This is a genomic window from Thalassospira sp. ABD4_177 (assembly GCF_056160125.1).
The window spans coordinates 2,062,524-2,084,940 of sequence record NZ_JBSWWO010000001.1 but is presented as its reverse complement, the minus strand read 5'-3'; the positions used below and the strand labels follow the sequence as shown (position 1 = coordinate 2,084,940).

The 22,417-nt window shown below is 55.4% G+C and carries 25 protein-coding genes, 1 tRNA gene and 1 pseudogene; 10 read left to right on the top strand and 17 right to left on the bottom strand.

What is annotated here, in order from left to right; all coding sequences use genetic code 11:
• Positions 1 to 36: 36 nt before the first annotated feature.
• Positions 37 to 954, bottom strand: coding sequence for a dimethylarginine dimethylaminohydrolase family protein (locus ACXAF0_RS09505; protein ID WP_475345631.1), 918 nt, complete (start codon positions 952 to 954; stop codon positions 37 to 39).
• Positions 955 to 1,079: 125 nt separating this feature from the next.
• Here ACXAF0_RS09505 and ACXAF0_RS09500 point away from each other — a divergent pair, with 125 nt between their 5' ends.
• Entirely contained in the window at positions 1,080 to 1,982 is a 903-nt protein-coding gene (locus tag ACXAF0_RS09500) for a LysR substrate-binding domain-containing protein (protein ID WP_475345630.1), read from the top strand.
• Positions 1,983 to 2,017: 35 nt separating this feature from the next.
• Here ACXAF0_RS09500 and ACXAF0_RS09495 read toward each other — a convergent pair whose 3' ends face one another.
• Both ACXAF0_RS09495 and ACXAF0_RS09490 read right to left on the bottom strand, forming a co-directional pair.
• Positions 2,018 to 2,473: an N-acetyltransferase family protein gene (locus tag ACXAF0_RS09495; protein WP_475345629.1), complete on the bottom strand. Its 456-nt coding sequence runs from the start codon at positions 2,471 to 2,473 to the stop codon at positions 2,018 to 2,020.
• On the bottom strand, positions 2,473 to 3,783 hold the full coding sequence (locus ACXAF0_RS09490) for a diguanylate cyclase domain-containing protein (RefSeq protein WP_475345628.1): 1,311 nt from the start codon (positions 3,781 to 3,783) through the stop codon (positions 2,473 to 2,475). The genes ACXAF0_RS09495 and ACXAF0_RS09490 overlap by 1 nt, the downstream gene beginning before the upstream one ends.
• Before the next feature lie 178 nt (positions 3,784 to 3,961).
• Here ACXAF0_RS09490 and ACXAF0_RS09485 point away from each other — a divergent pair, with 178 nt between their 5' ends.
• The 5 genes from ACXAF0_RS09485 to ACXAF0_RS09465 all read left to right on the top strand — a co-directional run bounded on the left by ACXAF0_RS09485 (position 3,962) and on the right by ACXAF0_RS09465 (position 6,001).
• Positions 3,962 to 4,150: a type II toxin-antitoxin system HicA family toxin gene (locus ACXAF0_RS09485; RefSeq protein WP_475345627.1), complete on the top strand. Its 189-nt coding sequence runs from the start codon at positions 3,962 to 3,964 to the stop codon at positions 4,148 to 4,150.
• Positions 4,151 to 4,198: 48 nt separating this feature from the next.
• Positions 4,199 to 4,567 carry a type II toxin-antitoxin system HicB family antitoxin gene (locus tag ACXAF0_RS09480; RefSeq protein WP_475345626.1) on the top strand — a complete coding sequence of 123 codons (369 nt, stop codon included), beginning with the start codon at positions 4,199 to 4,201 and terminating at the stop codon, positions 4,565 to 4,567.
• Between the two features lie 94 nt (positions 4,568 to 4,661).
• On the top strand, positions 4,662 to 4,874 hold the full coding sequence (locus tag ACXAF0_RS09475; RefSeq protein WP_475345625.1) for a type II toxin-antitoxin system HicA family toxin: 213 nt from the start codon (positions 4,662 to 4,664) through the stop codon (positions 4,872 to 4,874).
• 39 nt (positions 4,875 to 4,913) lie between these two features.
• Positions 4,914 to 5,339: a type II toxin-antitoxin system HicB family antitoxin gene (locus ACXAF0_RS09470; protein ID WP_475345624.1), complete on the top strand. Its 426-nt coding sequence runs from the start codon at positions 4,914 to 4,916 to the stop codon at positions 5,337 to 5,339.
• 86 nt (positions 5,340 to 5,425) lie between these two features.
• The gene (locus tag ACXAF0_RS09465; protein ID WP_475345623.1) at positions 5,426 to 6,001 is read left to right on the top strand and encodes a DUF4145 domain-containing protein; all 576 of its coding nucleotides are present in this window, start codon (positions 5,426 to 5,428) and stop codon (positions 5,999 to 6,001) included.
• A gap of 190 nt (positions 6,002 to 6,191) precedes the next feature.
• Here the strand turns inward: ACXAF0_RS09465 and ACXAF0_RS09460 are convergent.
• The 13 genes from ACXAF0_RS09460 to cysE all read right to left on the bottom strand — a co-directional run bounded on the left by ACXAF0_RS09460 (position 6,192) and on the right by cysE (position 16,562).
• Positions 6,192 to 6,268 (bottom strand) — tRNA-Met (locus ACXAF0_RS09460).
• Between the two features lie 170 nt (positions 6,269 to 6,438).
• The gene (gene mnmA, locus ACXAF0_RS09455; RefSeq protein ID WP_475345622.1) at positions 6,439 to 7,584 is read right to left on the bottom strand and encodes a tRNA 2-thiouridine(34) synthase MnmA; all 1,146 of its coding nucleotides are present in this window, start codon (positions 7,582 to 7,584) and stop codon (positions 6,439 to 6,441) included.
• Between the two features lie 129 nt (positions 7,585 to 7,713).
• A complete protein-coding gene (gene tenA, locus ACXAF0_RS09450) occupies positions 7,714 to 8,418 on the bottom strand; it encodes a thiaminase II (RefSeq protein WP_475345621.1) in 705 nt (234 codons plus the stop codon).
• A gap of 125 nt (positions 8,419 to 8,543) precedes the next feature.
• The gene (iscX, locus tag ACXAF0_RS09445; protein ID WP_033067522.1) at positions 8,544 to 8,741 is read right to left on the bottom strand and encodes a Fe-S cluster assembly protein IscX; all 198 of its coding nucleotides are present in this window, start codon (positions 8,739 to 8,741) and stop codon (positions 8,544 to 8,546) included.
• 56 nt (positions 8,742 to 8,797) lie between these two features.
• On the bottom strand, positions 8,798 to 9,133 hold the full coding sequence (locus tag ACXAF0_RS09440; protein ID WP_062957393.1) for a ferredoxin family 2Fe-2S iron-sulfur cluster binding protein: 336 nt from the start codon (positions 9,131 to 9,133) through the stop codon (positions 8,798 to 8,800).
• A gap of 153 nt (positions 9,134 to 9,286) precedes the next feature.
• A complete protein-coding gene (gene hscA, locus ACXAF0_RS09435) occupies positions 9,287 to 11,185 on the bottom strand; it encodes a Fe-S protein assembly chaperone HscA (RefSeq protein WP_475345620.1) in 1,899 nt (632 codons plus the stop codon).
• Between the two features lie 25 nt (positions 11,186 to 11,210).
• On the bottom strand, positions 11,211 to 11,831 hold the full coding sequence (gene hscB / locus ACXAF0_RS09430) for a Fe-S protein assembly co-chaperone HscB (RefSeq protein WP_475345619.1): 621 nt from the start codon (positions 11,829 to 11,831) through the stop codon (positions 11,211 to 11,213).
• A gap of 154 nt (positions 11,832 to 11,985) precedes the next feature.
• Entirely contained in the window at positions 11,986 to 12,327 is a 342-nt protein-coding gene (locus ACXAF0_RS09425; protein ID WP_044826600.1) for a HesB/IscA family protein, read from the bottom strand.
• 44 nt (positions 12,328 to 12,371) lie between these two features.
• The gene (iscU, locus tag ACXAF0_RS09420; protein WP_475345618.1) at positions 12,372 to 12,776 is read right to left on the bottom strand and encodes a Fe-S cluster assembly scaffold IscU; all 405 of its coding nucleotides are present in this window, start codon (positions 12,774 to 12,776) and stop codon (positions 12,372 to 12,374) included.
• A gap of 75 nt (positions 12,777 to 12,851) precedes the next feature.
• On the bottom strand, positions 12,852 to 14,075 hold the full coding sequence (locus tag ACXAF0_RS09415; protein ID WP_475345617.1) for an IscS subfamily cysteine desulfurase: 1,224 nt from the start codon (positions 14,073 to 14,075) through the stop codon (positions 12,852 to 12,854).
• A 27-nt stretch (positions 14,076 to 14,102) separates the two neighbouring features.
• Positions 14,103 to 15,230 carry a cysteine desulfurase family protein gene (locus ACXAF0_RS09410; RefSeq protein WP_475345616.1) on the bottom strand — a complete coding sequence of 376 codons (1,128 nt, stop codon included), beginning with the start codon at positions 15,228 to 15,230 and terminating at the stop codon, positions 14,103 to 14,105.
• Between the two features lie 49 nt (positions 15,231 to 15,279).
• Positions 15,280 to 15,762, bottom strand: a complete 483-nt coding sequence (locus ACXAF0_RS09405) for an Rrf2 family transcriptional regulator (protein WP_044826596.1) — start codon at positions 15,760 to 15,762, stop codon at positions 15,280 to 15,282.
• 80 nt (positions 15,763 to 15,842) lie between these two features.
• On the bottom strand, positions 15,843 to 16,562 hold the full coding sequence (gene cysE / locus ACXAF0_RS09400; RefSeq protein ID WP_475345615.1) for a serine O-acetyltransferase: 720 nt from the start codon (positions 16,560 to 16,562) through the stop codon (positions 15,843 to 15,845).
• Between the two features lie 245 nt (positions 16,563 to 16,807).
• Between cysE and ACXAF0_RS09395 the strand changes: the two genes are divergently transcribed.
• Positions 16,808 to 17,446 carry an alpha/beta hydrolase gene (locus tag ACXAF0_RS09395; RefSeq protein ID WP_475345614.1) on the top strand — a complete coding sequence of 213 codons (639 nt, stop codon included), beginning with the start codon at positions 16,808 to 16,810 and terminating at the stop codon, positions 17,444 to 17,446.
• Positions 17,447 to 17,703: 257 nt separating this feature from the next.
• The gene (locus tag ACXAF0_RS09390; protein ID WP_475346219.1) at positions 17,704 to 18,645 is read left to right on the top strand and encodes an IS110 family transposase; all 942 of its coding nucleotides are present in this window, start codon (positions 17,704 to 17,706) and stop codon (positions 18,643 to 18,645) included.
• On the opposite strand, the gene ACXAF0_RS09385 is transcribed toward ACXAF0_RS09390, so the two are convergent.
• Positions 18,642 to 19,760 carry an anhydro-N-acetylmuramic acid kinase gene (locus ACXAF0_RS09385; protein ID WP_475345613.1) on the bottom strand — a complete coding sequence of 373 codons (1,119 nt, stop codon included), beginning with the start codon at positions 19,758 to 19,760 and terminating at the stop codon, positions 18,642 to 18,644. The genes ACXAF0_RS09390 and ACXAF0_RS09385 overlap by 4 nt on opposite strands.
• A gap of 188 nt (positions 19,761 to 19,948) precedes the next feature.
• Here ACXAF0_RS09385 and tyrS point away from each other — a divergent pair, with 188 nt between their 5' ends.
• Positions 19,949 to 21,202: a tyrosine--tRNA ligase gene (tyrS, locus tag ACXAF0_RS09380; RefSeq protein WP_475345612.1), complete on the top strand. Its 1,254-nt coding sequence runs from the start codon at positions 19,949 to 19,951 to the stop codon at positions 21,200 to 21,202.
• Positions 21,203 to 21,468: 266 nt separating this feature from the next.
• Positions 21,469 to 22,411, top strand: a pseudogene (locus ACXAF0_RS09375) (IS110 family RNA-guided transposase).
• Positions 22,412 to 22,417 lie beyond the last annotated feature (6 nt).

The following is a 22,417-nucleotide window of genomic DNA, read 5'->3' as shown; positions in this document are numbered from 1 at the left end:
TCCCTTTATTGCGGTGTCAGATCACAACCAATGCCGTCACACGCGATCACGGCGCAGCGGTTGGGCCATGCAATGCACGCCACCGCCCATCATAGTGATCATCGATAGATCAGGGTCATAGACCTTAAAGCCAAGCGCACGCAGCTTTTCATTCAGGTCAGTGCTGGCTGCCGGGGACAAGACCCGGTCATTGCCCAAGGACATGACATTACAGCCAAGCGACATCGCATCCTTGAAACCAATCGGTACAATTTCAATCTTGCGCTGTTTGAGCCAGGCCAGAACATCGTCTGGCACGGTATCGAGGCACACCGCCGCACATTTTTCGGCAATCATGCAGACCATGATGTCGATATGGACATAAAAACCATCAATCGGGGCGTATTTGACCTCCCAGCCTTCTTTTTCAAACCACCCGCCGATCTGCTTGGCCGCCACTTCTTCGCAGCGCAGGCCGGTATAACCGATCAGGGCAGCACCCGGCTCGATAATCTGAAAATCACCGCCTTCGAAGCTTCCGGCATTGACCATGTCATAAATCGGAATGCCCGCATCCATGTGAAAGCGGATTGCGGTTGCGTATTCGCCCCGGCGGCGCGGATTGGCCAACTGGGTGATCACCGCCCCCCATGGGGTCATGAAGCTGGAATCACGGGCATAAAGCCCATATTTAAGGTTCTCGTCAGCCGGCAGGGTATGAATTTTGACCCCGGCATCGTGATAAGCATCGCACATTTCACGGTATTGCCGCACGGCCACCTGATGATCGAAATGGCGCCCCTGCGCTTCGGTTTCGCGATAGACGGAGCTGAACTTTGCATTATCCATCGGTCCAAATGTTTCGATCGGCCCCAGCAGGACATCGCGCAAGGTGCCGTATTCGGAATTGATCCCCCAATCTTCAAGCTCCGGCGTGCCGCCATTCGGGTTGCGCGCCATCAATGTGCTGCTCATTCCACTCGATACCATGTTTATTCCCCTGAAAGATCGTTTCTGACCACAAGTTTCTACTTGAATTTATATTGTGCATAGCGATGATTATTAATCAGCTTAATAAGTTCAGATCATGAGTGGTTTTGATGAAAATTGGCGACCGATGGATATCGCTCAATGCGCTGCATACCTTTGAGGCCGCCGCCCGCCACGGCCACATGGGCCAGGCCGCGCGCGAATTGAACGTCACGCAAAGTGCGGTCAGCCATCAGGTCCGCACCCTTGAAGACGCGCTTGGTGTATCGCTTTTTGAACGCCACGGCCGCCGGATCGAGATCACACCGGCTGGCGCCCGGTTCATGAGCGCGATCCAGACCGGATTTGACGGCATCAGTGCCGCCGCCCTGTCATTACAGCAAGATGCGTTTTCCGGTGTTTTGACGATCATGTCACCGGTGTCGTTTCTCAATGAATGGCTGGCGGCGAAACTGGCCGACTTTCTGACGGTCTTTCCCAATCTCAGTCTGCGCTGTGTGCCGATGGAACGCGGGCGCACCACCATCCCAAGCGAGATTGATGTCGCCATTGCCTTTAACACCTATGAATTTTCAGGCCGGGTTGTCGCGCCCTTGCTGGAAATCGATGTGTTTCCGGTTTGCGCACCAAGGCTGGTCGCCGGCCCCTATCCGGTAAACCCGACCATCATTGAACGCCATACCCTTATTCACGAAGACAATGGCGATGTTTGGTCGCGCTGGTTTGCCGGTGCGGGCATCGCGCCGCTCACACCACGGCGCCACATCTATGCCGGCTCCCTGCATGATGCGATGGCCTTTGCCCGCAAGGGGGCGGGATTTGCCCTGTCTGACAGGGTTCTTGGTCAGGAGGATGTTGCATCGGGTACCCTGGTGCAGCCGTTTGGCCCCAATGCCCTGAAACTGAGCGGCTATTACCTTGCCACGCGGATCAACGAGCCGGAAAACTCGGCCGCAAGTGCGTTCACGCGCTGGCTTAAACGGGAAGTCTCTAAGACCGACATGACGCCCTGAGGCCCCCATCAAGGCTGTAACGCAACCTTTCGCCGTCAGTCCTCAAGCGGCTGCTCATAAACCACCCAGTTTGAGGCTTCACCGATCTGGTCATACAGACGCCGTGCCGCCGCATTATCCGCGGCCGTGATCCAGGTCAGTTTGAACCATCCCCGGTCGCGGGCGATATTGCCCAGCTTGGTCATCAGGGCCTGTGCCACGCCTTGCTGTCGCATTTCAGGCGCAACATAGAGATCATCAAGATGACCGAACCACGCCCCGGTCAGGGTTTCCGGCACCGCGCGATATTGCGCAAACCCGACGACCTGCCCGGCTTTCACCGCCAGCATGCATTCCATGGGGCCGTTGGCATCCATGATCCAGCCCCAAGTGGTGTCGAGGGCTGGTTCAGAAACAGCGCAGCCATAAAACACCATATAGTCACGAAATAGACCGGCCCAGGCATGGCGGTCATCGTGGATTGCCGGGCGTATGTCGATGTTGTCAGCCATCAATCTGCCATCTCCCACCCGATGTGATAAAGGTTCGTGCCCTCTGCCTTGGCGGCATACATCGCCTGATCGGCAATATGGATCAGGGTATCAAGGGTGCGGGCATGTTCGGGATAAATGCCGATACCAAGGCTGGCCCCCACGCGATAGGTGCCCTCCCCCAATTCGAGCGGTGCTGCGATTGCGCCAAGGATCTTGTCGGCAATGCCATGGACCTCGGCATCGGTTTCAAGGTCTTCGAGAATGACGGTAAACTCATCACCGCCAATGCGGGCCACGGTATCGGACGCCCGGACGGAATTCATCAAACGCTGCCCGGTATTGATCAGAATGTGATCCCCCGCAACATGGCCGAGCTCATCATTGATCTGCTTGAACCCGTCAAGATCGATAAACACCACCGCAACCTGCTTCTTGTTGCGTTTGGCACGGTCCATCGCCTTGCGCAGCCGGTCTTCAAAAATGATGCGGTTGGGCAAGCGGGTCAGCGGATCATGGAAGGCAAGGTCACGGATCTGATCGGCTTCTGCGCGTTCCTCGGTAATGTCGCGCACGACCCCCATCATCTTGACGGTTTGACCCGCCTCGTTCTTGGTGACATTGCCGGTTTCACGCAGCCAGCGGATGGTGCCATCGGGCCAGACAACACGGTATTCCTCGTCATGGTTTTCACCGGTTTCGATGCAGCGGATTTCACCTGCGCGGACATGCTCCTTGTCATCGGGATGCACGGCCTCACAATACAGCGAATAGGTCGGTGTCACATCACCCGGCTTATAGCCAAACATGCCATAAATCGCGTCAGACCAATAAAGCTCGTCGGTATCAATGCGCCAGTCCCAGGTCCCGATGCGCGCGAAATACTGGCTTTGCTTGAAGCGCTGCTCTTCCTCGGTCGCGCCCGGGCGGATACGCGAAAGATCGCGGATAATCAGCACCGTTTCACTTCGGTCACGGAGCGTCAAAAGCGTCACCGTAACCGGAAAAATCGAACCGTCCGCGCGAACGGCATCAGCCCGGTATTCGATTTGCGGCCGTGCGTTGCCCGTGCCGGGAAAGCCCCGTAACAGGTCGGCGACATTCAGCCCCAAAACCTCGCGGTCAAACATCGCTTTGGCGGCGGCGTTGAGACGCTGCACAGAACCATCCACACCAAGCGTCACGATACCATCGGAAATCGTCGCCATCACGGCATCCGACAGGTCCTGGCGCGCAGTTTCACGCCTGTGCAAACGGACCGCATAGCCCGCCGCAACAACGGCAATGACGGCAAGAAACAGGGAAACAAACAAATAAACGGCGTCGGGCATCAGTAGGCGTGGGCTTCCCAAACAGAGTGTGGCTCTGACTATAGCTATATACCGGTAGAATGAAAAGCTAGGAGGAAAATGAAGTCGAATGACAGCACTTTTATGCGCACTATGCGTATATAAATTGACATTCTCACCAAAATACGCATAATGCGCATATCGATAATGAAAGGGGGCCATGGATAGCAGACAAATACTCAAACAGCTTAAAGATGATGGCTGGGAAATCGTTCGCACGAAAGGCAGTCACCATCAGCTAACGCATCCGACCAAACCGGGTCGCGTGACAGTGCCACATCCCAAGCGGGATATCCCAAAGGGCACAGTCAAAAGCATTGAAAGGCAATCGGGTATAAAGCTGCTGTAAATGGCTTTCCGGTTCCTTACGGGAAATGGGAAACAGGATTACAACAGAATGAAACAGACCTATTGGGGTTTGGTCCATACCGACGATGACGGCAGCTTCGGGATTTCCTTTCCGGATTTCCCGGGTTGCGTCAGTGCGGCAGATACGATGACGGAATTGGTGGAGTTGGGCACAGAAGCCCTTAACTTCCACATCGAAGGCATGCATGCGGACGGTGAAGACATCCCGGCCCCCTCGCCGGTTGTCGAGCTTGAAGATGGAGCCGTCGGTATTGTCGCCATCACCGCAACCATTCCGGGGAAAAAGCGCCGGATCAACCTGACACTTGATGCAAACCTGATTGATTTGATCGAGGCGAAATACGGCAAGCGCGCGGTTTCGAGTTTCCTTGAGGAAGCTGGACGGAAGGCGCTTTGAGGCTGAACGGAACCAATCGCCCTTCCACCTCGGCTTGACATTCGAACATTTTTGTTCGACTGTGATTTTATCAGTACGTTCGGGGGAAGGCTGAATGAATGGCAATGAACTGATGCGAAAGCTCAGGAAATATGCCAAGGCGCGCGGGTTGGAGCTCGCATTCGAGGCACATCGCGGCAAGGGGTCGCACGGCACGGTGTATCTGGGACGTCATCGTACCACCCTGAAAGACCGCAAAAAGGAAATCAGCCCCGGCCTTCTCAACAGTATGCTGAAAGATCTGTGCGTCGATCCCAAGGATATTTGATATCCGATGATGACGCCCACCCGGAACGGAGCAACAGAAATGCGGTTTATTTATCCCGTGGATTTAAGTGATGATGGCGCGGATGGTTATCTTGCCATTGTGCCCGATGTCATCGGCTGCGCGACCGATGGCGCGACAGAGCACGAAGCCCTGAGCGAGATCCCCGATGCGCTTGAGGAAGCGATCGCGGCGGCCATGATCGCCAAAGAAGATATTCCGATGCCCTCCTCCGCCAAGGGCCGCCCGACGGTAACGCTGGGAACGCTTATGGCAACCAAGGCCGCCCTTTACATCACCATGCGCGAAACCGGTACAAGCAACACCGCCCTTGCGGCCAAGATGGGCCTTGCCGAAACCGAAATCCGCCGCATGCTTGATCCGCGTCACGTCACGAAGATCGGTCGGTTGGAAAAGGCATTGGCTTTGTTGGGGCGGCGGATTTCTGTGGTGGTTGAGGCGGCTTAGTTAGGGTGATTTGGCAGCATTCTCGGGAGAATAACTATGTCCCTGCTTGCTTCGGCTAAAACAAAGACCAAACTATGAGTTACCTTATGAGCGCTTATGACACAATCAAGCATGATTGCCCGCACTGCGGAGTAAAGTCCGTTGGATTTTTGAAAACAGGTGATTACATTTTCCCCAAGAATAAGGGCATGACAGAAATATACAACTGTGGTCATTGTTATGAAGCTATCGTTCTATCGTATTCTAATATCAACCATACGATGCAACCACGTGAAGTCTACCCTAAGCCTCAAATCCGAATCCCCGAATTTTTACCAAGTGATGTCGAACGTTTTTTCAAGCAAGGATTAGAAAACCTTTCAGGAAACTTCGACGCTGCGGGCATGATGTTCCGAAAATCTTTAGAAAGAGGTCTTGGACAAAAATATCCTGAAACCAAAGGAAAACTGTACGCTGTTATTAAACAACTCGGTGCCGAAAACAAACTAACGCCTGATATGGTGGAATGGTCTCATCACATTCGGCAAATTGGCAACGATGCGGCCCATGAGGATGAATTCACCCAAGACCAAGCTGAAGAGATGCGACATTTTACTGAGCTTGTATTGACCTATGTATATACACTCTCGACAAAAATTGAGAGATACAAGAAAGATCGGTGAATAATAACCGCTGAGGAAAACAAACCGGAGCGAATTGTAAAAAACAGCCTTTGGGCTGCTTTTTATCCTTGGGCGATGTCTCTCGAAAGCTGCGTGCCTCGCTTTCTCGCGAACCCAAGGGAGACAAGCCCTCTGCTTTCGCGTACGAATCAAAGAAGCCCTGAACCATTTGGTTCAGGGCTTCTTTGATTGGTAGCGGAGGAGGGACTTGAACCCCCGACACGTGGATTATGATTCCACTGCTCTAACCAGCTGAGCTACTCCGCCACAAGCAATTTTGTGGTGTTCCGTACGGTGCGGAACGAGGCGGTTTTTAAGTCAGGGAACCGTCCCCGTCAAGCGCCTTTTTGACGATTTTGTCAAAAAAGATTTCCGCAAATCCGCCAAACAAAACCGACGGGCGAGGATCATCTGCCCTCGCCCGTGGCTATCGGTGATCAGGCAGCGCTTGCGGTGTTGCCAATCTGCTCTTCGCGGGTGATCCAGCCACCGCCAAGGACGCGTTCGCCCTGATAGAACACACCGGCCTGCCCCGGCGCGATGCCGAACTGGGCATCGTGCAGTTCAATGCGGGCTTCGCCAGCGGCCTCGGGATAGATGGTTGCTGTCGTCGGCTGCATGGCCGAGCGCAGTTTGACTTCGACCTCGACCCCGTTTTCATCGATCGCGTCGCCATCAAGCCAGTTCAGCTCGCGGACATAGACCAGTTTCTTGCCAAGGGCGGCCTTCGGGCCAACAATGACCTGACGTTTTTCCGGCGAGAGTTTGACGACATAAAGCGGTTCGGCCGTGCCACCAATATTCAGACCACGGCGCTGCCCGACCGTGTAATGGATCAGGCCGCGATGATCGCCCAGCACATTGCCATCAAGATCAACGATCTCGCCCGGTTCGCCCGCCTCGGGACGGAGCTTTTCGACCAGACGGGCATATTTGCCATCCGGGACAAAGCAGATGTCCTGGCTGTCGGGCTTATCGGCAACTTCAAGACCGTATTTGGCGGCAAGCGCACGGGTTTCCGCCTTGCTCATCAGATGGCCGAGCGGGAAGCGCAGGAAATCGAGCTGTTCCTGGGTCGTTGTGAACAGGAAGTAGCTTTGATCGCGGTTGGGATCGGCCGCACGGTGCAGTTCGGCGCGGCCATTGGCGCCCAGTTTACGCTGCACATAATGACCGGTCGCCATACAATCCGCACCCAGGTCATAAGACGTTTCAAGCAGATCACGGAACTTGACGGTCTGGTTGCATTTCACGCACGGGATCGGGGTTTCGCCGCGCATGTAGCTGTCGGCAAAATCATCGATCACTTCTTCGCGGAAGCGGGATTCGTAATCGAGCACATAATAGGGAATGTCGATATCCTCGGCCACTTTGCGCGCATCATAAATATCGCGCCCGGCACAGCAGGATTTCGCACGGGTCGGTGCGTTCGCACCCATATCATAAAGCTGAAGCGTGATGCCCACCACGTCATAGCCTTCTGATTTCAGAAGGGCCGCAACGGCAGAGCTATCCACCCCGCCCGACATGGCAACAACCACGCGGGTATCTTCCGGGGCTTTATCAAAGCCAAGAGAGTTCATTTTTCCCACCCATCTGCGGGTCAAGGCCGCAGCGACAAGAAGTTGTACAAAGATCGATCTCAAACGACCAACGGGCGGCGCGTACGCCACCCGTGACGGTTTATTCGGGCTTATATAGGCGATATTGCCCTATTTTGCCAGATCAAGTCCCATCTGCCAAAAATCGGCTTCAAGGCGGCTTGCCATGGCAAAGGTTTCAACCAGCCCTTCGAGGCGGCGATGACCGCCGCGCGTGGCCGATGTATGTTCAAGCAACTCGATCTCGGCCTTTGCCACGTCCTGGAATTCATCGGACGCATACATTTCAATCCATGCCCGATATGGATTGCCTTCAAGAACAGTATCAGAACTTGCCATCAAGCGGTTTGCGATTTCGGCATAACCCACCATACAGGGCATCAATGCCACCTGAAGGTCGACCACATCGCCCTGATGACCGCGATCAAGCACATAGCGGGTATAAGCGATGCAGGCGCGGGCTTCGGGCTGTGCGATGATATCGGCTTCCGACAGGCCCCAGCCTTTGCAGAAGTCGAGATGCAGCTTCATTTCCATATCAAGGATGGCATGGACCGTGCCGGAAAACTGGCGCATGGCATGCAGGTCTTCGACCTTGTAGACCGCCAGCGCATAGGCACGCGAAAACTGGATCAGGAACAGGTAATCCTGGATCAGGTAATGCTTGAAGGCGGCTTCGGGCAGCGTGCCCTTACCCAACTGTTTGACGAAGTCATGGCAAACATAGCTTTGCCAGGCATCAGGCGCACAGGTGCGCAATTTGCCAAACAGGCTGTCGGCCGGGATGATGTCGGTGAAGGTGGCGGGCTTGCTCATGGATGTCCCTTCCCTTTTTCTTTTAGCTTGGCGCAAACAAAAACGGACCAGCCCGCATTTGCAGGCTGGTCCGGTATTTGGTGATCAGGGTGCAGGCCGTCTGGCGCACATCACGCTCATCAAACTCAGTCTTCGCGTTCGTCGATCCAGGCCATCTGGATGGCTTCGAGAATCTTCTCGTTCGATTTCTCGGGATCGTCTTCGAACCCTTCAAGCTCGGTGACCCATTTGTGCAGGTCGGTAAAGCGAAGGTTGAGGTTATCCTTGTCCGGATGGGCATCCTCAAGCTCGATCGCGATGTCCTGAATGTCTGTCCAACGCATATCCGTCTCCTTTGGTGCCGGGGCGATTAAACCGCCCGGTCAGCAGAAGGTGAAACTTACTTGTCGACCATCATGTTGCGGGTCGCGGACGGCAGGGTCACACGCAGACCGTCGAGCTCGTCGCTCATGATGATCTGGCAGCCAAGACGCGACGTTTCGGTCAGGCCGAAAGCAAGATCAAGCATGTCTTCTTCGTCTTCGGACGGCTCGTCAAGCTTGTCAAACCATTCTTCGTCAAGAACGACGTGGCAGGTCGAACATGCCAGCGAACCTTCGCATGCGCCTTCAAGGTCAATGCCGTTCTTGTGGGCAGCTTCCAGTACGGACAGGCCGTCGGCAACTTCGAATTCCTTTTCGGTGCCATCCGGCTCAACAAAAACGATCTTAGGCATCTGTGCCTTTCTCCTCGGTAATACTTGTCGTTCGATCTCTGTTTATACGAAGCAGTGCTTCGCACTTGTCCGGCCCTGACCTTGGCGGTCGTCGGGGACAATCGCCGCAGTTCGCCGGTTTGTCAATTCTACCGGTGTCGATTAATTCACTTCCTAGTTCACTTCATCGACATTCTGCCCGGCAAGCGCCTGGCGGATCCGGCTATCCATACGGGCCTCGGCAAACGGGCGCGATGCGTTTTCAAGCGCCTCGGCGGCGTCATTGATGGCTTCGCGGTCCTCGCCGGCCATGGCCTTTTCAAGGTTGCTAATCGCTTGATTGATATTGGTTTCGTCTTCCTTGGTCAGAAGCGCGTTGTCGGCCGCCATCGCGGCATTGACAGCCAAAATATTGCGGCGTGCTTCCACGCGGGCTTCGGTCAGGACACGCATTTCCATGTCTTCACGGGCATGGACCATGCTGTCGCGCAACATGGTCGCCATATCGGTTTCATTGATGCCATAGGTCGGCTTGACCGCGACTTCCTGTTCCGTGCCGGTGGTTTCTTCGCGCGCCGAGACGGTCAAAAGACCATCGGCATCGACATTGAACTGCACACGAATGCGCGCAGCGCCTGCGGCCATCGACGGAATACCGGTCAGAACAAAGCGTGCCAGCGAGCGGCACTGATCAACCATTTCGCGTTCGCCCTGCACCACATGGATCATCATGGCCGACTGGCCATCCTGATAGGTGGTGAATTCCTGTGCCTTGGCGACCGGGATCGAGGTGTTACGGTCAATGACCTTTTCAACAATCCCGCCCATGGTTTCCAGCCCCAGCGACAGCGGCGTCACATCCAGAAGAAGGTTATCAGACCCACCCGTGAGTGCTTCGGCCTGAAGGGCAGCCCCCAGGGCGACAACCTCGTCCGGGTCAATGTCAGAAAGCGGTTCCTGTTCAAACAGGTCTGCCACCGCCTTGCGCACAGCAGGCACTCGGGTCGACCCGCCGACCAGCACCACACCCTTGACGTCTTCGGGCAGGACATCGGCGTCATCAAGGACCTGTTCGGTGATCGCGGTCGTGCGCGCCACCAGCTTGGCAATCATGCCATCGAACTGTTCGCGGGTAACACTGTGTTTGGTTTCCGTGCCATTGAGCGCCACGGTCACTTCGACACTGTCCTGATCGGTCAGGCTTTCCTTGACCTTCCGGGCGGCTTTCAGCAGGCGTTTGGCATCAGACGCATCAAGGTCATCGGTCGCACCGCCGTCTTTACGTTCCGCCAGAAGATGTTCGGCAATGGCGTGATCGAAATCATCGCCGCCAAGGGCGGCATCACCGCCAGTTGCCTTCACCTGGAAGACGCCCTTCTGCATTTTCAAAAGCGAGATATCAAACGTCCCGCCGCCAAGGTCATAAACGGCATAGAGCCCCTCTGCCCCGTTATCCAGGCCATAGGCAAGGGCGGCGGCCGTCGGTTCATTGACCAGACGCAAGACTTCGATCCCGGCCAGTTTGGCGGCATCCTTGGTCGCGGTACGTGCGCCGTCATCGAAATAGGCCGGAACCGTGATCACGGCCTTTTCGACCGATTGATCAAGGCTTTCTTCTGCCCGCGCACGCAAGGAGCGCAGGATATCGGCGGAAACTTCAACCGGGGTCAGAACCCGTTTTCCGACATTCAGGCGCACCATCATCGGTTCGCCGTTTTCGGTTTCGGACTCTTCGGGGACCTCAACGTGATATGGCAGCGTGCCTGCGACCGATTTCACATCATCAAGCCCACGGCCCATCAGGCGTTTGACCGACGATACTACACGGCTGGCATCGGTATTGATCTGATCACGGGCCGCTTCGCCAACCACCGGGGTCTCGTCGCCGTAATAGACGACAGAGGGCACAATCGCGTTGCCACCGGATTTATCGCGCAGCACTTCGGGCTTTTCCGAGTTCGAAATCGCGACAACCGAGTTGGTCGTGCCAAGGTCGATGCCAACAGCAACCTGGCGTTCATCCTCGTGCGGGAGTGGCGTTTCGCCCGGTTCGTGAATTTTTAGCAGAGCCATCTTTACGTCCAGTCTTTTTCTATGATCAGGCAGCGACAAGGCGCGATTTCTTCGCGCGCGCTTCCTCGGTCATTTTCATCAGGTATCTCAGACGGGTGGCCAGTTTCTTGGCCGCGTCATAGGATTGGCTGTCAAAGGCGGCACCCAGGTCCTTTTCACAGGCACGCGCCTGTTTGCGGGTATCCTTGATCATGGCATCGATGGTGAGTTTGTCATCGGCATCATCAAGGGCTTCACGCATTTCCATCACTTCCATCAGAAGCTCTGGATCATTGACCGTGTGGCCTTCGTCGCCTTCGGGCTCGTGACCGGCCTGACGGAGCATGTAATGCGCCCGTGCAACCGGGTTTTTCAAGGTCTCGAAAGCCTCATTAAGGCTCGCTGCCTGTTGCGATGACAGGGCCTGTTCGCGACCGGATTTTGACGCAAACCGGTCGGGATGGAGCTTCTGCTGCTGCTTGAGATAGGTCGCTTCCATCGCATCGACATCAACCGCAAAGGATTGCTCCAGACCAAAGCGGGTAAAATGATCCAGCTGGCCCGGGGGTTGAATAGCGTTGCAGGTTTCGCAAAACAGTGCGCTGACATCGACCGGCCCCTTGCAGGACCAGCAAACCTTGTGCGCCGATTGTTCGGTGTTGCTCACGCGATGCACTTCCGAGGATTAAAAGACAAAAACAAATCAAATCGAAAAGGCGCAAAGTGACCGGCATTCGGTCAAATCACCCTTTTTCAGGCGATGGCCCCGGCGATATCGCCAGGGCCATAACCATTCAGAAAGCAGGGAAAGCCCGGCCTGATCAGACGTGGAAGGATTCCCCGCACCCACAACGACCTTTTTCGTTGGGATTGCGGAAAACAAAGCCTTCTTCCATCTTGTTGACCTCGTAATCCATCTCCGTGCCCAGCACGAACATGATGGCTTTGGGGTCGATCAGGATTCTCACGCCGTCTTCAAGTTCGACGACTTCTTCGAAGCCATCGGCACCATCGGCATATTCCAGCGTGTAGGACAGGCCCGAGCACCCTTTGCTGCGCACACCAAGCCGAATGCCGTGCGAAGGTTTCCCGCGGCTATCTAGCAGTGCCTTGATGTGATCAAGGGCAACCGGTGTGACAGAAATCGGTGACGGTAGAGCCATTGTATTCTCCCAAAATTCCGAAAACGGTGGGGCGTGGGCGCTGCTTATTCAGCAGCGTCCACATCCGCTGCGCCGTTTTTGGTTTTGTAGTCGCTGATTGCAGCTTTGATCGCGTCTTCGGCCAGGATCGAGCAGTGAACCTTGACCGGCGGAAGTGCGAGTTCCTCGGCAATCTGCGAGTTCTTGATCGCGCCGGCTTCGTCAATCGACTTGCCTTTGACCCATTCGGTGATCAGCGAGCTCGACGCAATGGCCGAACCGCAACCAAAGGTCTTGAACTTCGCATCTTCAATGATGCCTTCCGGGGTCACCTTGATCTGCAGCTTCATGACGTCGCCGCAAGCCGGTGCGCCAACAAGGCCGGTACCAACAGACGTTTCGTTCTTGTCCATGGAACCGACGTTGCGCGGGTTTTCGTAATGGTCGATCAGCTTTTCACTATAAGCCATGATAGGAATCCTCCTAAAAAGTCCTGTGTCTCTCTCACGAGATTGATTACGTCAAACGTTCGTTTTCAGCCGTGCTTAGTGTTCAGCCCATTCGATCGACTTGATGTCGATGCCTTCCTGCGCCATTTCCCAAAGCGGGCTCATTTCGCGCAGACGCTCAACTGCGGTGCAGATGGCATCAACGGCTTCGTCGAGCTCTTCCTTGGTGGTGTAGCGACCAATGCCGATGCGAAGGGATGTATGGGCCAATTCTTCGTCAACACCAAGAGCACGCAGAACGTAAGACGGTTCCAGCGACGCCGAGGTGCAGGCAGAGCCCGACGACACGGCAATGTTCTTGATGTCCATCAGAAGGCTTTCACCTTCGACATAGGCAAACGAAATGTTCAGGTTGCCGCAAACACGTTCGTGTTCGTCACCATTGACATAGATGTCTTCGAGACGGTCACGGAAACGCTTGAGCGTGTAGTCACGCAGCTCTTCGATGCGGGCGTTTTCTTCAGCCATTTCGTTGGACAGAATGTCACACGCCTTGCCAAGACCCACGATCAGCGGGGTCGGCAGCGTACCCGAACGCATGCCACGTTCCTGACCACCACCGGTGATCTGTGCAATGACACGCACACGCGGGCGACGGCGAACGTAAAGCGCACCAACGCCTTTCGGTCCATAGATCTTGTGACCGGAAATCGACATCAGGTCGATTTTCATGTCATCAACGTCAAGGTCGATCTTGCCAACCGCCTGCGCACAGTCGGTGTGGAAGAAGACTTTGCGTTCACGGCAGATTTCACCGATTTCCTTGAGCGGCTGAATAACACCGATTTCGTTGTTCACACCCATGACGGACACGAGTGCGGTTTCGTCGGTGATGGCCGCCTTGAGTTCTTCAAGGTCGATCAGGCCGTTTTCCTTAACGCCAAGATAGGTCACTTTGTAACCTTCCTGCTCAAGGTGGCGGGCACTGTCGAGCACGCATTTATGCTCGGTGACAACCGTGATCAGGTGCGGCTTCTTTTTGCCGTAGAACTTCATCACGCCCTTGAGTGCGAGGTTGTTCGATTCGGTCGCACCCGAGGTAAAGATAATTTCCTTGGCCGATGCACCGATGATCTTGGCAACCTGGCCACGTGCCACTTCAACCGCGTCTTCTGCTTCCCAGCCAAAGCTGTGGTTGCGCGAATGCGGGTTACCGAATTTCTCGGTGAAGTATGGCAGCATTGCCTCCACGACCCGCGGGTCGGTCGGCGTCGTCGCCTGGTAGTCCAGATAGATCGGCTTTGCTTTAAGCTCGTTCATTTTAAAGGCTTCCTCACTCACTCTTTCTCAGGCAGCGTGACGCGCTTTCTTGCGCGCTGCGTTACCCCTCATCCGGCTCCAAACTCGGACAAATGTATCAATATCTTCATCGGTGCTTTCCAGCCCCAGACTGACCCGAATGGCCGAGCCCGGCTCGTGAACACCCATTTCTTTCAGCACGTGACTTTCACGTACCTTGCCTGACGAACAGGCTGATCCCGAACTGATGGCCACACCTGCCAGATCCAGTGCCATGACCTGGGTTTCCCCGGGCACTCCTGGCAGGATCAGGCAACTTGTATTCACCAGTCGCTCCGTTCCTTTTGCGGCGATCAGAAGCTCTGGGGCTTCGGATGCCAATTCTGTTTCAAGGCGATCGCGCAACTTCGCGATATCCGCCATTTTCGCCATGTTGGCTTCGGCACGTTTGGCAGCGGCTTCAAAGCCTGCGATCCCGACAACGTTTTCCGTACCGCCACGGCGGTATTTTTCCTGCCCGCCGCCCCGGATCTGGGGGACCAGCATCACGCCCTGCGCAATCGCAAGGGCACCAACACCTTTCGGGCCGCCAATCTTATGGGCCGAAATCGACACCATATCGACCAGCATCCGCCCCATATCGACCGGCACACGTCCCAGCGCCTGAACAGCGTCGCAATGGACCTTGGCACCATATTCACGGGCCAGCAGGCCGACCTTGGCAACCGGCTGGATAACGCCGGTTTCGTTATTGGCCAGCATGACCGACACCAGAACCTTTTGCCCGGCATCCGATGCGTCTTTGAGCATCGCTTCAAGGGCAGCCAGATCGATCACGCCATTGGCATCCACCGGGATGCGTTTGGCATCGGGTCTTGCTTCGATGACCGAGGGATGTTCGACCGCACTGGTAAATACGGTGACATCTTCCAAACCGTTCAGAGCCAGATTGTTGGCCTCTGTCCCGCCGCTGGTGAAAACGATCCGTTCGGAATCGCCACCCACCAGGTCGGCAATGGTGCGACGTGCATGATCAACAATCTTGCGGGCCGCACGGCCACTGGCATGAACCGAAGACGGATTACCTGCCACATCCATCGCAGCGATCATGGCCTGCTTTGCTTCCTCGCAAAGCGGCGCGCTGGCGTTGTAGTCGAGATAAACCTGCTCGGTCATCAGTTTAAAATCATCCTTATTCGCATCTGCCCTCGATATAGAGGAGCATTTACTGTGCCGCAACCTGTGACGGCTCTTCGATTTGGGTTGTTTTACCCGGGAACGTCCGAAGCGTCCCCGCCACATTGCGATCGACCACATCAGCCAGGCTGACAGAGGCCAGATAGAGATAAATCTGGTTGCCCAGCTCTTCCCACAATTCGTGGGTCTGACAGCGACCACGGTTGGCCTTGCAACCCTTGGGCGAGCCGGACTTGCAACGGGTTGCACGGATCGGCTCGTCAACAGCCAGAATGACATCGGCAACACGGGTTTCCGTGGCATTGCGCGCAAGCAGATAACCACCACCCGGGCCGCGCACCGAACGGACCAGACCGCCCTTGCGCAATTTGCCAAACAGCTGTTCGAGATATGAAAGTGAAATTTCCTGGCGGTCCGCAATGTCTGCAAGTGCGACCGGTCGGTCCTTGCTGCTTTCAGCGAGATCGACCATCGCCATAACGGCATAGCGGCCTTTGGTACTCAGCTTCACGGTGCGTCCTCCTGCCTTGCTTTCGGGTTACCCCATAAGCGGGCTTGTTCGTTTACATTGCGCGGTATGACACGCAAATTCTATTCCGATGATGCGACAATGCGCGGTTTCTCAGGCGTATCGTCTTTGCCAGCTTTTTCGGCCTCAAGTGCGACAACCTTGTCACGCAGGCTCTCGACTTCACGACCGAGTTCATCAAGCGCACGCGCCACCGGATCGGGCAGATCGCCAAGCGGCGTACCATAAGCGCAGAACCGGTCATCCTGTTCGCGGCGCACCATCTTGGCCGGAATACCAACCACGGTAGCACCTTCGGGTACTTCGCCCAGTACAACCGCATTGCCGCCAACACGGGCGTTCTTGTGCACGGTGAACGGACCCAGGATTTGTGCGCCGGAGCCAACAATCACACCGTCCTCAAGGGTCGGGTGACGTTTCAGGCCACGCTGACCGTCGCTATTGACGCTGGGCGACGTCCCGCCAAGGGTAACCCCCTGATAGAGCGTGACATCATCACCAAGCTCGGCCGTCTCGCCGATCACGACACCCATGCCATGGTCGATAAAGAAGCGTTTGCCGATCTTGGCCCCCGGGTGAATTTCAATCCCGGTCAACCAGCGCAGAATTTGCGACAGGAACCGTGCCGTCAGGCGGAAACCGCGTTGCCACAGCCAGTGTGTGCCGCGATATCCCATGATCGCATGAAACGCCGGATAGCTGATCACGACTTCCCAACGGGATCGCGCAGCAGGGTCACGGGCGATCATCGCGTCAATTTCCTGACGAATTAGCTTGAACATGGGGCGGTCCACTGTGTAATTAGTAGCTTCGATTCCCGGCACCCAAGTCCATGCCCGGCCTCGCGCAGATCGCGAAAGCGGGTGGGACAGGCACCATCGGGTTAGCCGGAATATAGGATAACCGAGTAACTTGGTCAAGTATTTGCCCAAAGCAATTTATGCGCAAACACGAAAAAACTCACAAAAACACTCGGATATTTTTGTTACACACATCTTTCCATTCGTGGACAGGAGCAGTCTGATCCATGCCTGAGGTCATTTTTAACGGCCCCGAAGGTCGCCTTGAAGGTCGCTACCATCATAACGGCGCTGACGATTCGCCCATCGCACTCATCCTCCATCCGAACCCGCAACAGGGTGGCACAATGAATAACAAGTTGTGCTTTAACATGTTCAACATGTTCAAGGATCGCGGCTATTCCGTCATGCGGTTCAACTTCCGCGGCGTGGGTCGTTCACAAGGTGTGTTCGATCAGGGCATCGGCGAACTCTCGGATGCGGCATCCGCCCTTGACTGGATGCAGACATATAACGCCAATGCGCGCGCAACCTGGGTGGCTGGCTATTCGTTTGGCTCCTGGATCGCGATGCAGCTTCTGATGCGCCGCCCGGAAATCGACGGCTTTATTTCGGTTGCAGCCCCGGCAAGTGAACATGACTTCACCTTCCTGGCCCCCTGCCCGTCATCCGGCATTCTGATCCACGGCAGCCAGGACACCAACATTCCGGTCGCATCCGTCAACAAGCTTGCCGACAAGCTCAATGCCCAGAAAGGCATCGAAGTTGACATGTGCGCGATTGACGGTGCCGATCACTATTTTGCCAAACAGCAAGATGACGTGATCAAGCATTCGGCTGCCTATCTCGACAAGCGCGGCGCCTAAGCACTGCTTGCTGAGACGAACAAACGAAAGGCCGCCTGATCAGGCGGCCTTATACATTGAGAGGCACGAACATTTGGTATGATGTTCGTGCCTCTTTTCATTTGGGAGCCTGCGTATACGCAGACTCCCGGATCCGTGAGGTGTTGATGCGGCCTTGGATTTTTACATCCGTAAAAAAGCTGAACACTCACGGTCTCTGGAGGCATTGTCGAACCGCTGGAAGAGCTTTGACGCTCGAGTATAAGGAGGACATTGCCGTGTCTTATACTACCCGTTTTGTTGGTATCGATGTATCAAAATCCTCGCTTGATCTGTGCATTTTACCAGACAAACACACCCTGCGCTTTGCCAATTCAGAAACCGGGATTGCAGACCTGATCGCCAGACTGCAGGCTTTCCCGGGGCTGGAGCGGATTGTTCTGGAGCCAACCGGCGGCTATCAACGCCTTCTGGTTCGAGCTTTGCAAGCTGCACAATTACCTGTTTCAAAGGTCAATGCCCTTCTGATCCGCCACTTTGCCAAAGCGTCAGGAACCCTGAGCAAAACAGACAGGATTGATGCCTTTGTACTGGCTGATTACGGCCAACGCATGTCGCCGCGCCTGATGGCCAGAACAGATGAAGCCCGCTATAAACTCGCTGATTTTGTTGCCCGTCGGCGCCAACTTACACACATGCTGATCCAGGAGAAGAACCGGCTTGAGAAGCCTGATAATCCGGCTCGGGCCCTGATCGAGGAAACCGTCAACTTCCTCACCCGTCAGAGACAGGAGGTCGAGAAGCTGATGCGCGAGTGTGTAGACTCATCCCCGGAATTGACGGCGATATTACATGTTCTGTTGACCCAGAAGGGAGTGGGTTTTGTAACGGCTTGTGTGCTGATCGCTGAATTGCCCGAGATCGGATTGCTTGAAAAAGGGCAGATTGCAAAGTTGGTCGGTGTCGCCCCAATCAACAGGGATAGCGGTCTGTTCCAGGGCAAAAGAATGATTGGCGGCGGACGTATGGAAGTGCGCAATGCTCTTTACTACGCCGCATTACCGGCAATACGCTTCGACCCGCTGCTGCGCGACTTCTATAAGCGCCTGACTGAAAACGGAAAACCAGGAAAGGTTGCTGTCATTGCCGTCGTCAGAAAAATGGTCACGATCCTCAATGCGAGAATGCGTGACCACTATGCTTTAATACTTGACGGTTAATACCGCTGCTTTTTTGTTGTGTAAAGCTTGCCACCGCAACAGGGCTCAGGCACGCCAGTCGTGCCGGGAAAGCTGAGCGGCAAGTCACGCAGATGGCGCACGGCCAGGAAGCCGAAACATTCCGCCTCGACCGCATCCCCATCCCAGTCCAACTCATCGACTGATCGCACAGGTACAGCAAGGCGATTTTCCAGCGTTGCCATGATGTAATCATTATGACGCCCGCCACCGCAGACAAACCAGCTTTGCGGGGCACGTGGCAGGTGATTGACCCCGGCGACGACGGCCGCCACCGTGCAATTGGCAAGGGTTGCCGCACCATCCGGAACATTTAGCTTGGCCTCAACCACCAGCCCGTCGATGCGTGCGGCCATATCTTCACGATCCAGCGACTTGGGCGGGGTGCGGTCAAAATACGGGTCTTCAAGGAATTTGACCTCGACCATCGGATCACCCGTACCCGATGCCGCCGTCGCCCCGTTCAGATCAACCGGATTGCCGGTATGGCGCAGCATCCAGTCATCAAGGCGTGCATTGCCCGGCCCGCAATCAAAGGCCAGCAATTCATCATCGACGTCAATGTAGGTGACGTTCGACACACCACCGATATTAAGGACCGCAACGGGTAAATCGACACCGGCACTTTTGATCAGGGCGGCGTGATAGATGGGTGCGAGTGGTGCGCCCTCCCCACCGGCCGCCACATCGGCCAGCCTGAAATCGGCGACCACCGGAATGCCGGTTTGCTCCGCCAACATATGTGGCGTTCCGATCTGGCGCGTGATGCCATTGCCCGGTTCGTGAAAGACGGTTTGGCCGTGAAAGCCGATGACAGCAATATCGCCCGCCGCAATACCGGCTTTATCCAGCAACATATTAACAGCATCAACATGCACCTGTGTCAGTTCATCGGCAACGACATGTTCGCTGTTGGTCGCGCTACGATTGCCAAAACATGCGCGCATGCGTTCACGCAGTTCTGGGGCATAGGCCACAAAGACGGACTGGCCGGTGCGGCGCACTTCAACACCATCGGTTTCAATCAGCGCTGCATCCACCCCGTCAAGGGAGGTGCCGCTCATCATGCCGATTGCCGTGATCCAGCCCTGTGTCATGTTGTACTCCGTGCCGCGAAAACTGTTGGTTTGGCGCAGCCTAACGGGAAATTATCGCGAATTCGTTACCCGGATGGCAGATCTGTTCGCCGATGCGTTGCCGAGCGGATGTTTTCTGTGCTAGATCATCGCCTCCGCACATAATGGCGGCTCGAAATTTCTATCACAACCAACATAGCGCAAAAACCATGACTGAACTGAAGTCTGATTTTCTCCGCGTCATGAATGACCGCGGTTACATCCACCAATGTACTGATCTTGAAGGGCTTGATGCCTATGCATCGGATAACACGGTGGTGTGCTATGTGGGCTATGATTGCACTGCAGACAGCCTGCATGTCGGATCGCTTGTCTCGATCATGATGCTGCGCTGGTTGCAGAAAACCGGCCACAAGCCGATCGTCCTGATGGGCGGCGGCACGACCCGCGTTGGTGACCCGACAGGGCGCGATGATGCGCGCCCGGTTCTGACCGATGAAATCATCGAAGGCAACATGGCGGGCATCAAAAAGGTCTTCCAGCAGTTCCTGACTTTTGGCGATGGCCCGACCGACGCGGTCATGGTCAATAATGCCGACTGGCTGGATAAGCTGAACTACATCGAGTTTCTGCGTGATTTCGGTCGCCATTTCTCGGTCAACCGCATGCTGAGCTTTGATTCTGTCAAGCTGCGCCTCGATCGCGAACAGTCACTAAGCTTCCTTGAGTTCAACTACATGATCCTGCAGGCCTATGACTTTGTCGAACTGAACCGCAATTACAGCTGTACGCTTCAGATGGGCGGATCCGACCAGTGGGGCAACATCGTCAATGGTGTAGAGCTTGGCCGTCGTGTTGATGACAAATCGCTGTTTGGCCTGACCACCCCGCTGATGACCACCGCATCGGGTGCCAAGATGGGCAAGACTGCGGCTGGTGCCGTTTGGCTGAATGAAGAACGCCTGTCGTCTTATGACTACTACCAGTTCTGGCGCAACACCGAAGACGCCGACGTCATCAAGTTCATGCGTCTGTTCACCGAGATGCCGCTTGATCAGATTGCCGAATACGAGAAACTTGAAGGCTCGCAGATCAACGATGCCAAAAAGGTTCTGGCATTTGAGGCGGTCAAGCTTTGCCGCGGCGAAGAAGCCGCCCTTGCAGCGGCCGAAACCGCCCGCAAGACCTTTGAAGAAGGTGTTCTGGCCGATGACCTGCCGACCGTCGAAGTCGCCAAGGCCGACCTTGATGCCGGCATTCCGGCCTTCGATCTGTTCCGTCGTGCGGAACTTGCCAAATCGGGCGGTGAAGCACGCCGCCTGATCAAGGGTGGCGGTGCGAAGATCAATGACGAGAAGGTCAGCGATGAAAACGCAAACATCACAGCCGATGCCGTAAATTCAGATGGCGTGATCAAGGTATCGGCAGGCAAGAAACGCCACGTCCTGATCAAGCCGGTCTGATCAAGTCAAACCCGCAAAAAAACAAAAGCCCCGCCAATCATCGAGCGGGGCTTATACATTGAGAGGCAGAAGGATTTGTTATGATCCTTCTGCCTCTTTTGTTTGAACGGGTGGTGGCCACCACCCGTTCACGGAGCACAGAGCGGTTGAGCCCTTGCGGGCAGGACCCTTGACGGTCGTAAAAAAGCAGAACCCTCTGCGCACCCTGAGGCTTCGTCGAACCGCTGAGAGAGCTTTTACGCTCGTGTATAAGAGGGACAAAGCCAATGACTTATACTACGCGTTTTGTGGGGATCGATATATCGAAATCCACCTTTGATATTTGCCTGTTACCTGAAAACCGGACAAAAACTTTTGCCAATACGCCTTCGGGCATTGCCAGCTTTCTTGGTTGGCTTGCCGGGTATGAGGATGTTGAGCGTATCCTTGTTGAACCGACAGGAGGCTATGAACGATCAATTGTTGAAGCCTTGCTGGCGGCACGCCGGCCCGTTGCAAAGGTGAATGCGAAATATATCCGCCAGTTCGCCCGCGCCAGCGGCCAACTGTCCAAAACCGACCGGATTGACGCCTTCGTTATCGCAGATTACGGCAGGCGCATGGAAACCCGCTTGCTCGAGTCCCCTTCAGCACGGCAGTCTGAACTGTCCGACCTCGTACAACGCTATCGCCAACTTTCCCCACATGATCGTTCAGGAAAAGAATCGCAGGGAAAAGCAGATCGATAAAACGCTGGGATGGATTGAGGAAACGCTCGACTTTCTTGTTGAGCAGCGCCGCGAGGTGATCATGGCAATGGAAAACTGCCTGGCCGAAGATGAGGACCTGCAGGCCCGAGCAAATGTTCTGATGTCGCTGAAAGGTATCGGGATGAGAACCGCTTGCTTCCTGCTGGCTGGATTGCCTGAACTCGGACGGTTGGACAAAGGCCAGATTGCCAAACTGGTTGGTGTGGCACCGCTCAATCGTGATAGCGGCCTCATGCGGGGCAAAAGAACGATTGCCGGCGGCAGACAACAGGTGCGCGACGTTCTCTATGTCGCCGCACTACCTGCTATTCGCTTCGATCCGGAGATGAAAGCCTTCTACCAACGCCTCAAACAAAAGGGAAAACCCGGAAAGGTCGCGCTTGTCGCCGTCATGCGCAAAATCATTGTAAGGGCAAACGCAAGGATGCGCATATATCATGCAGCGGTCCTTGACACTTAACACCGC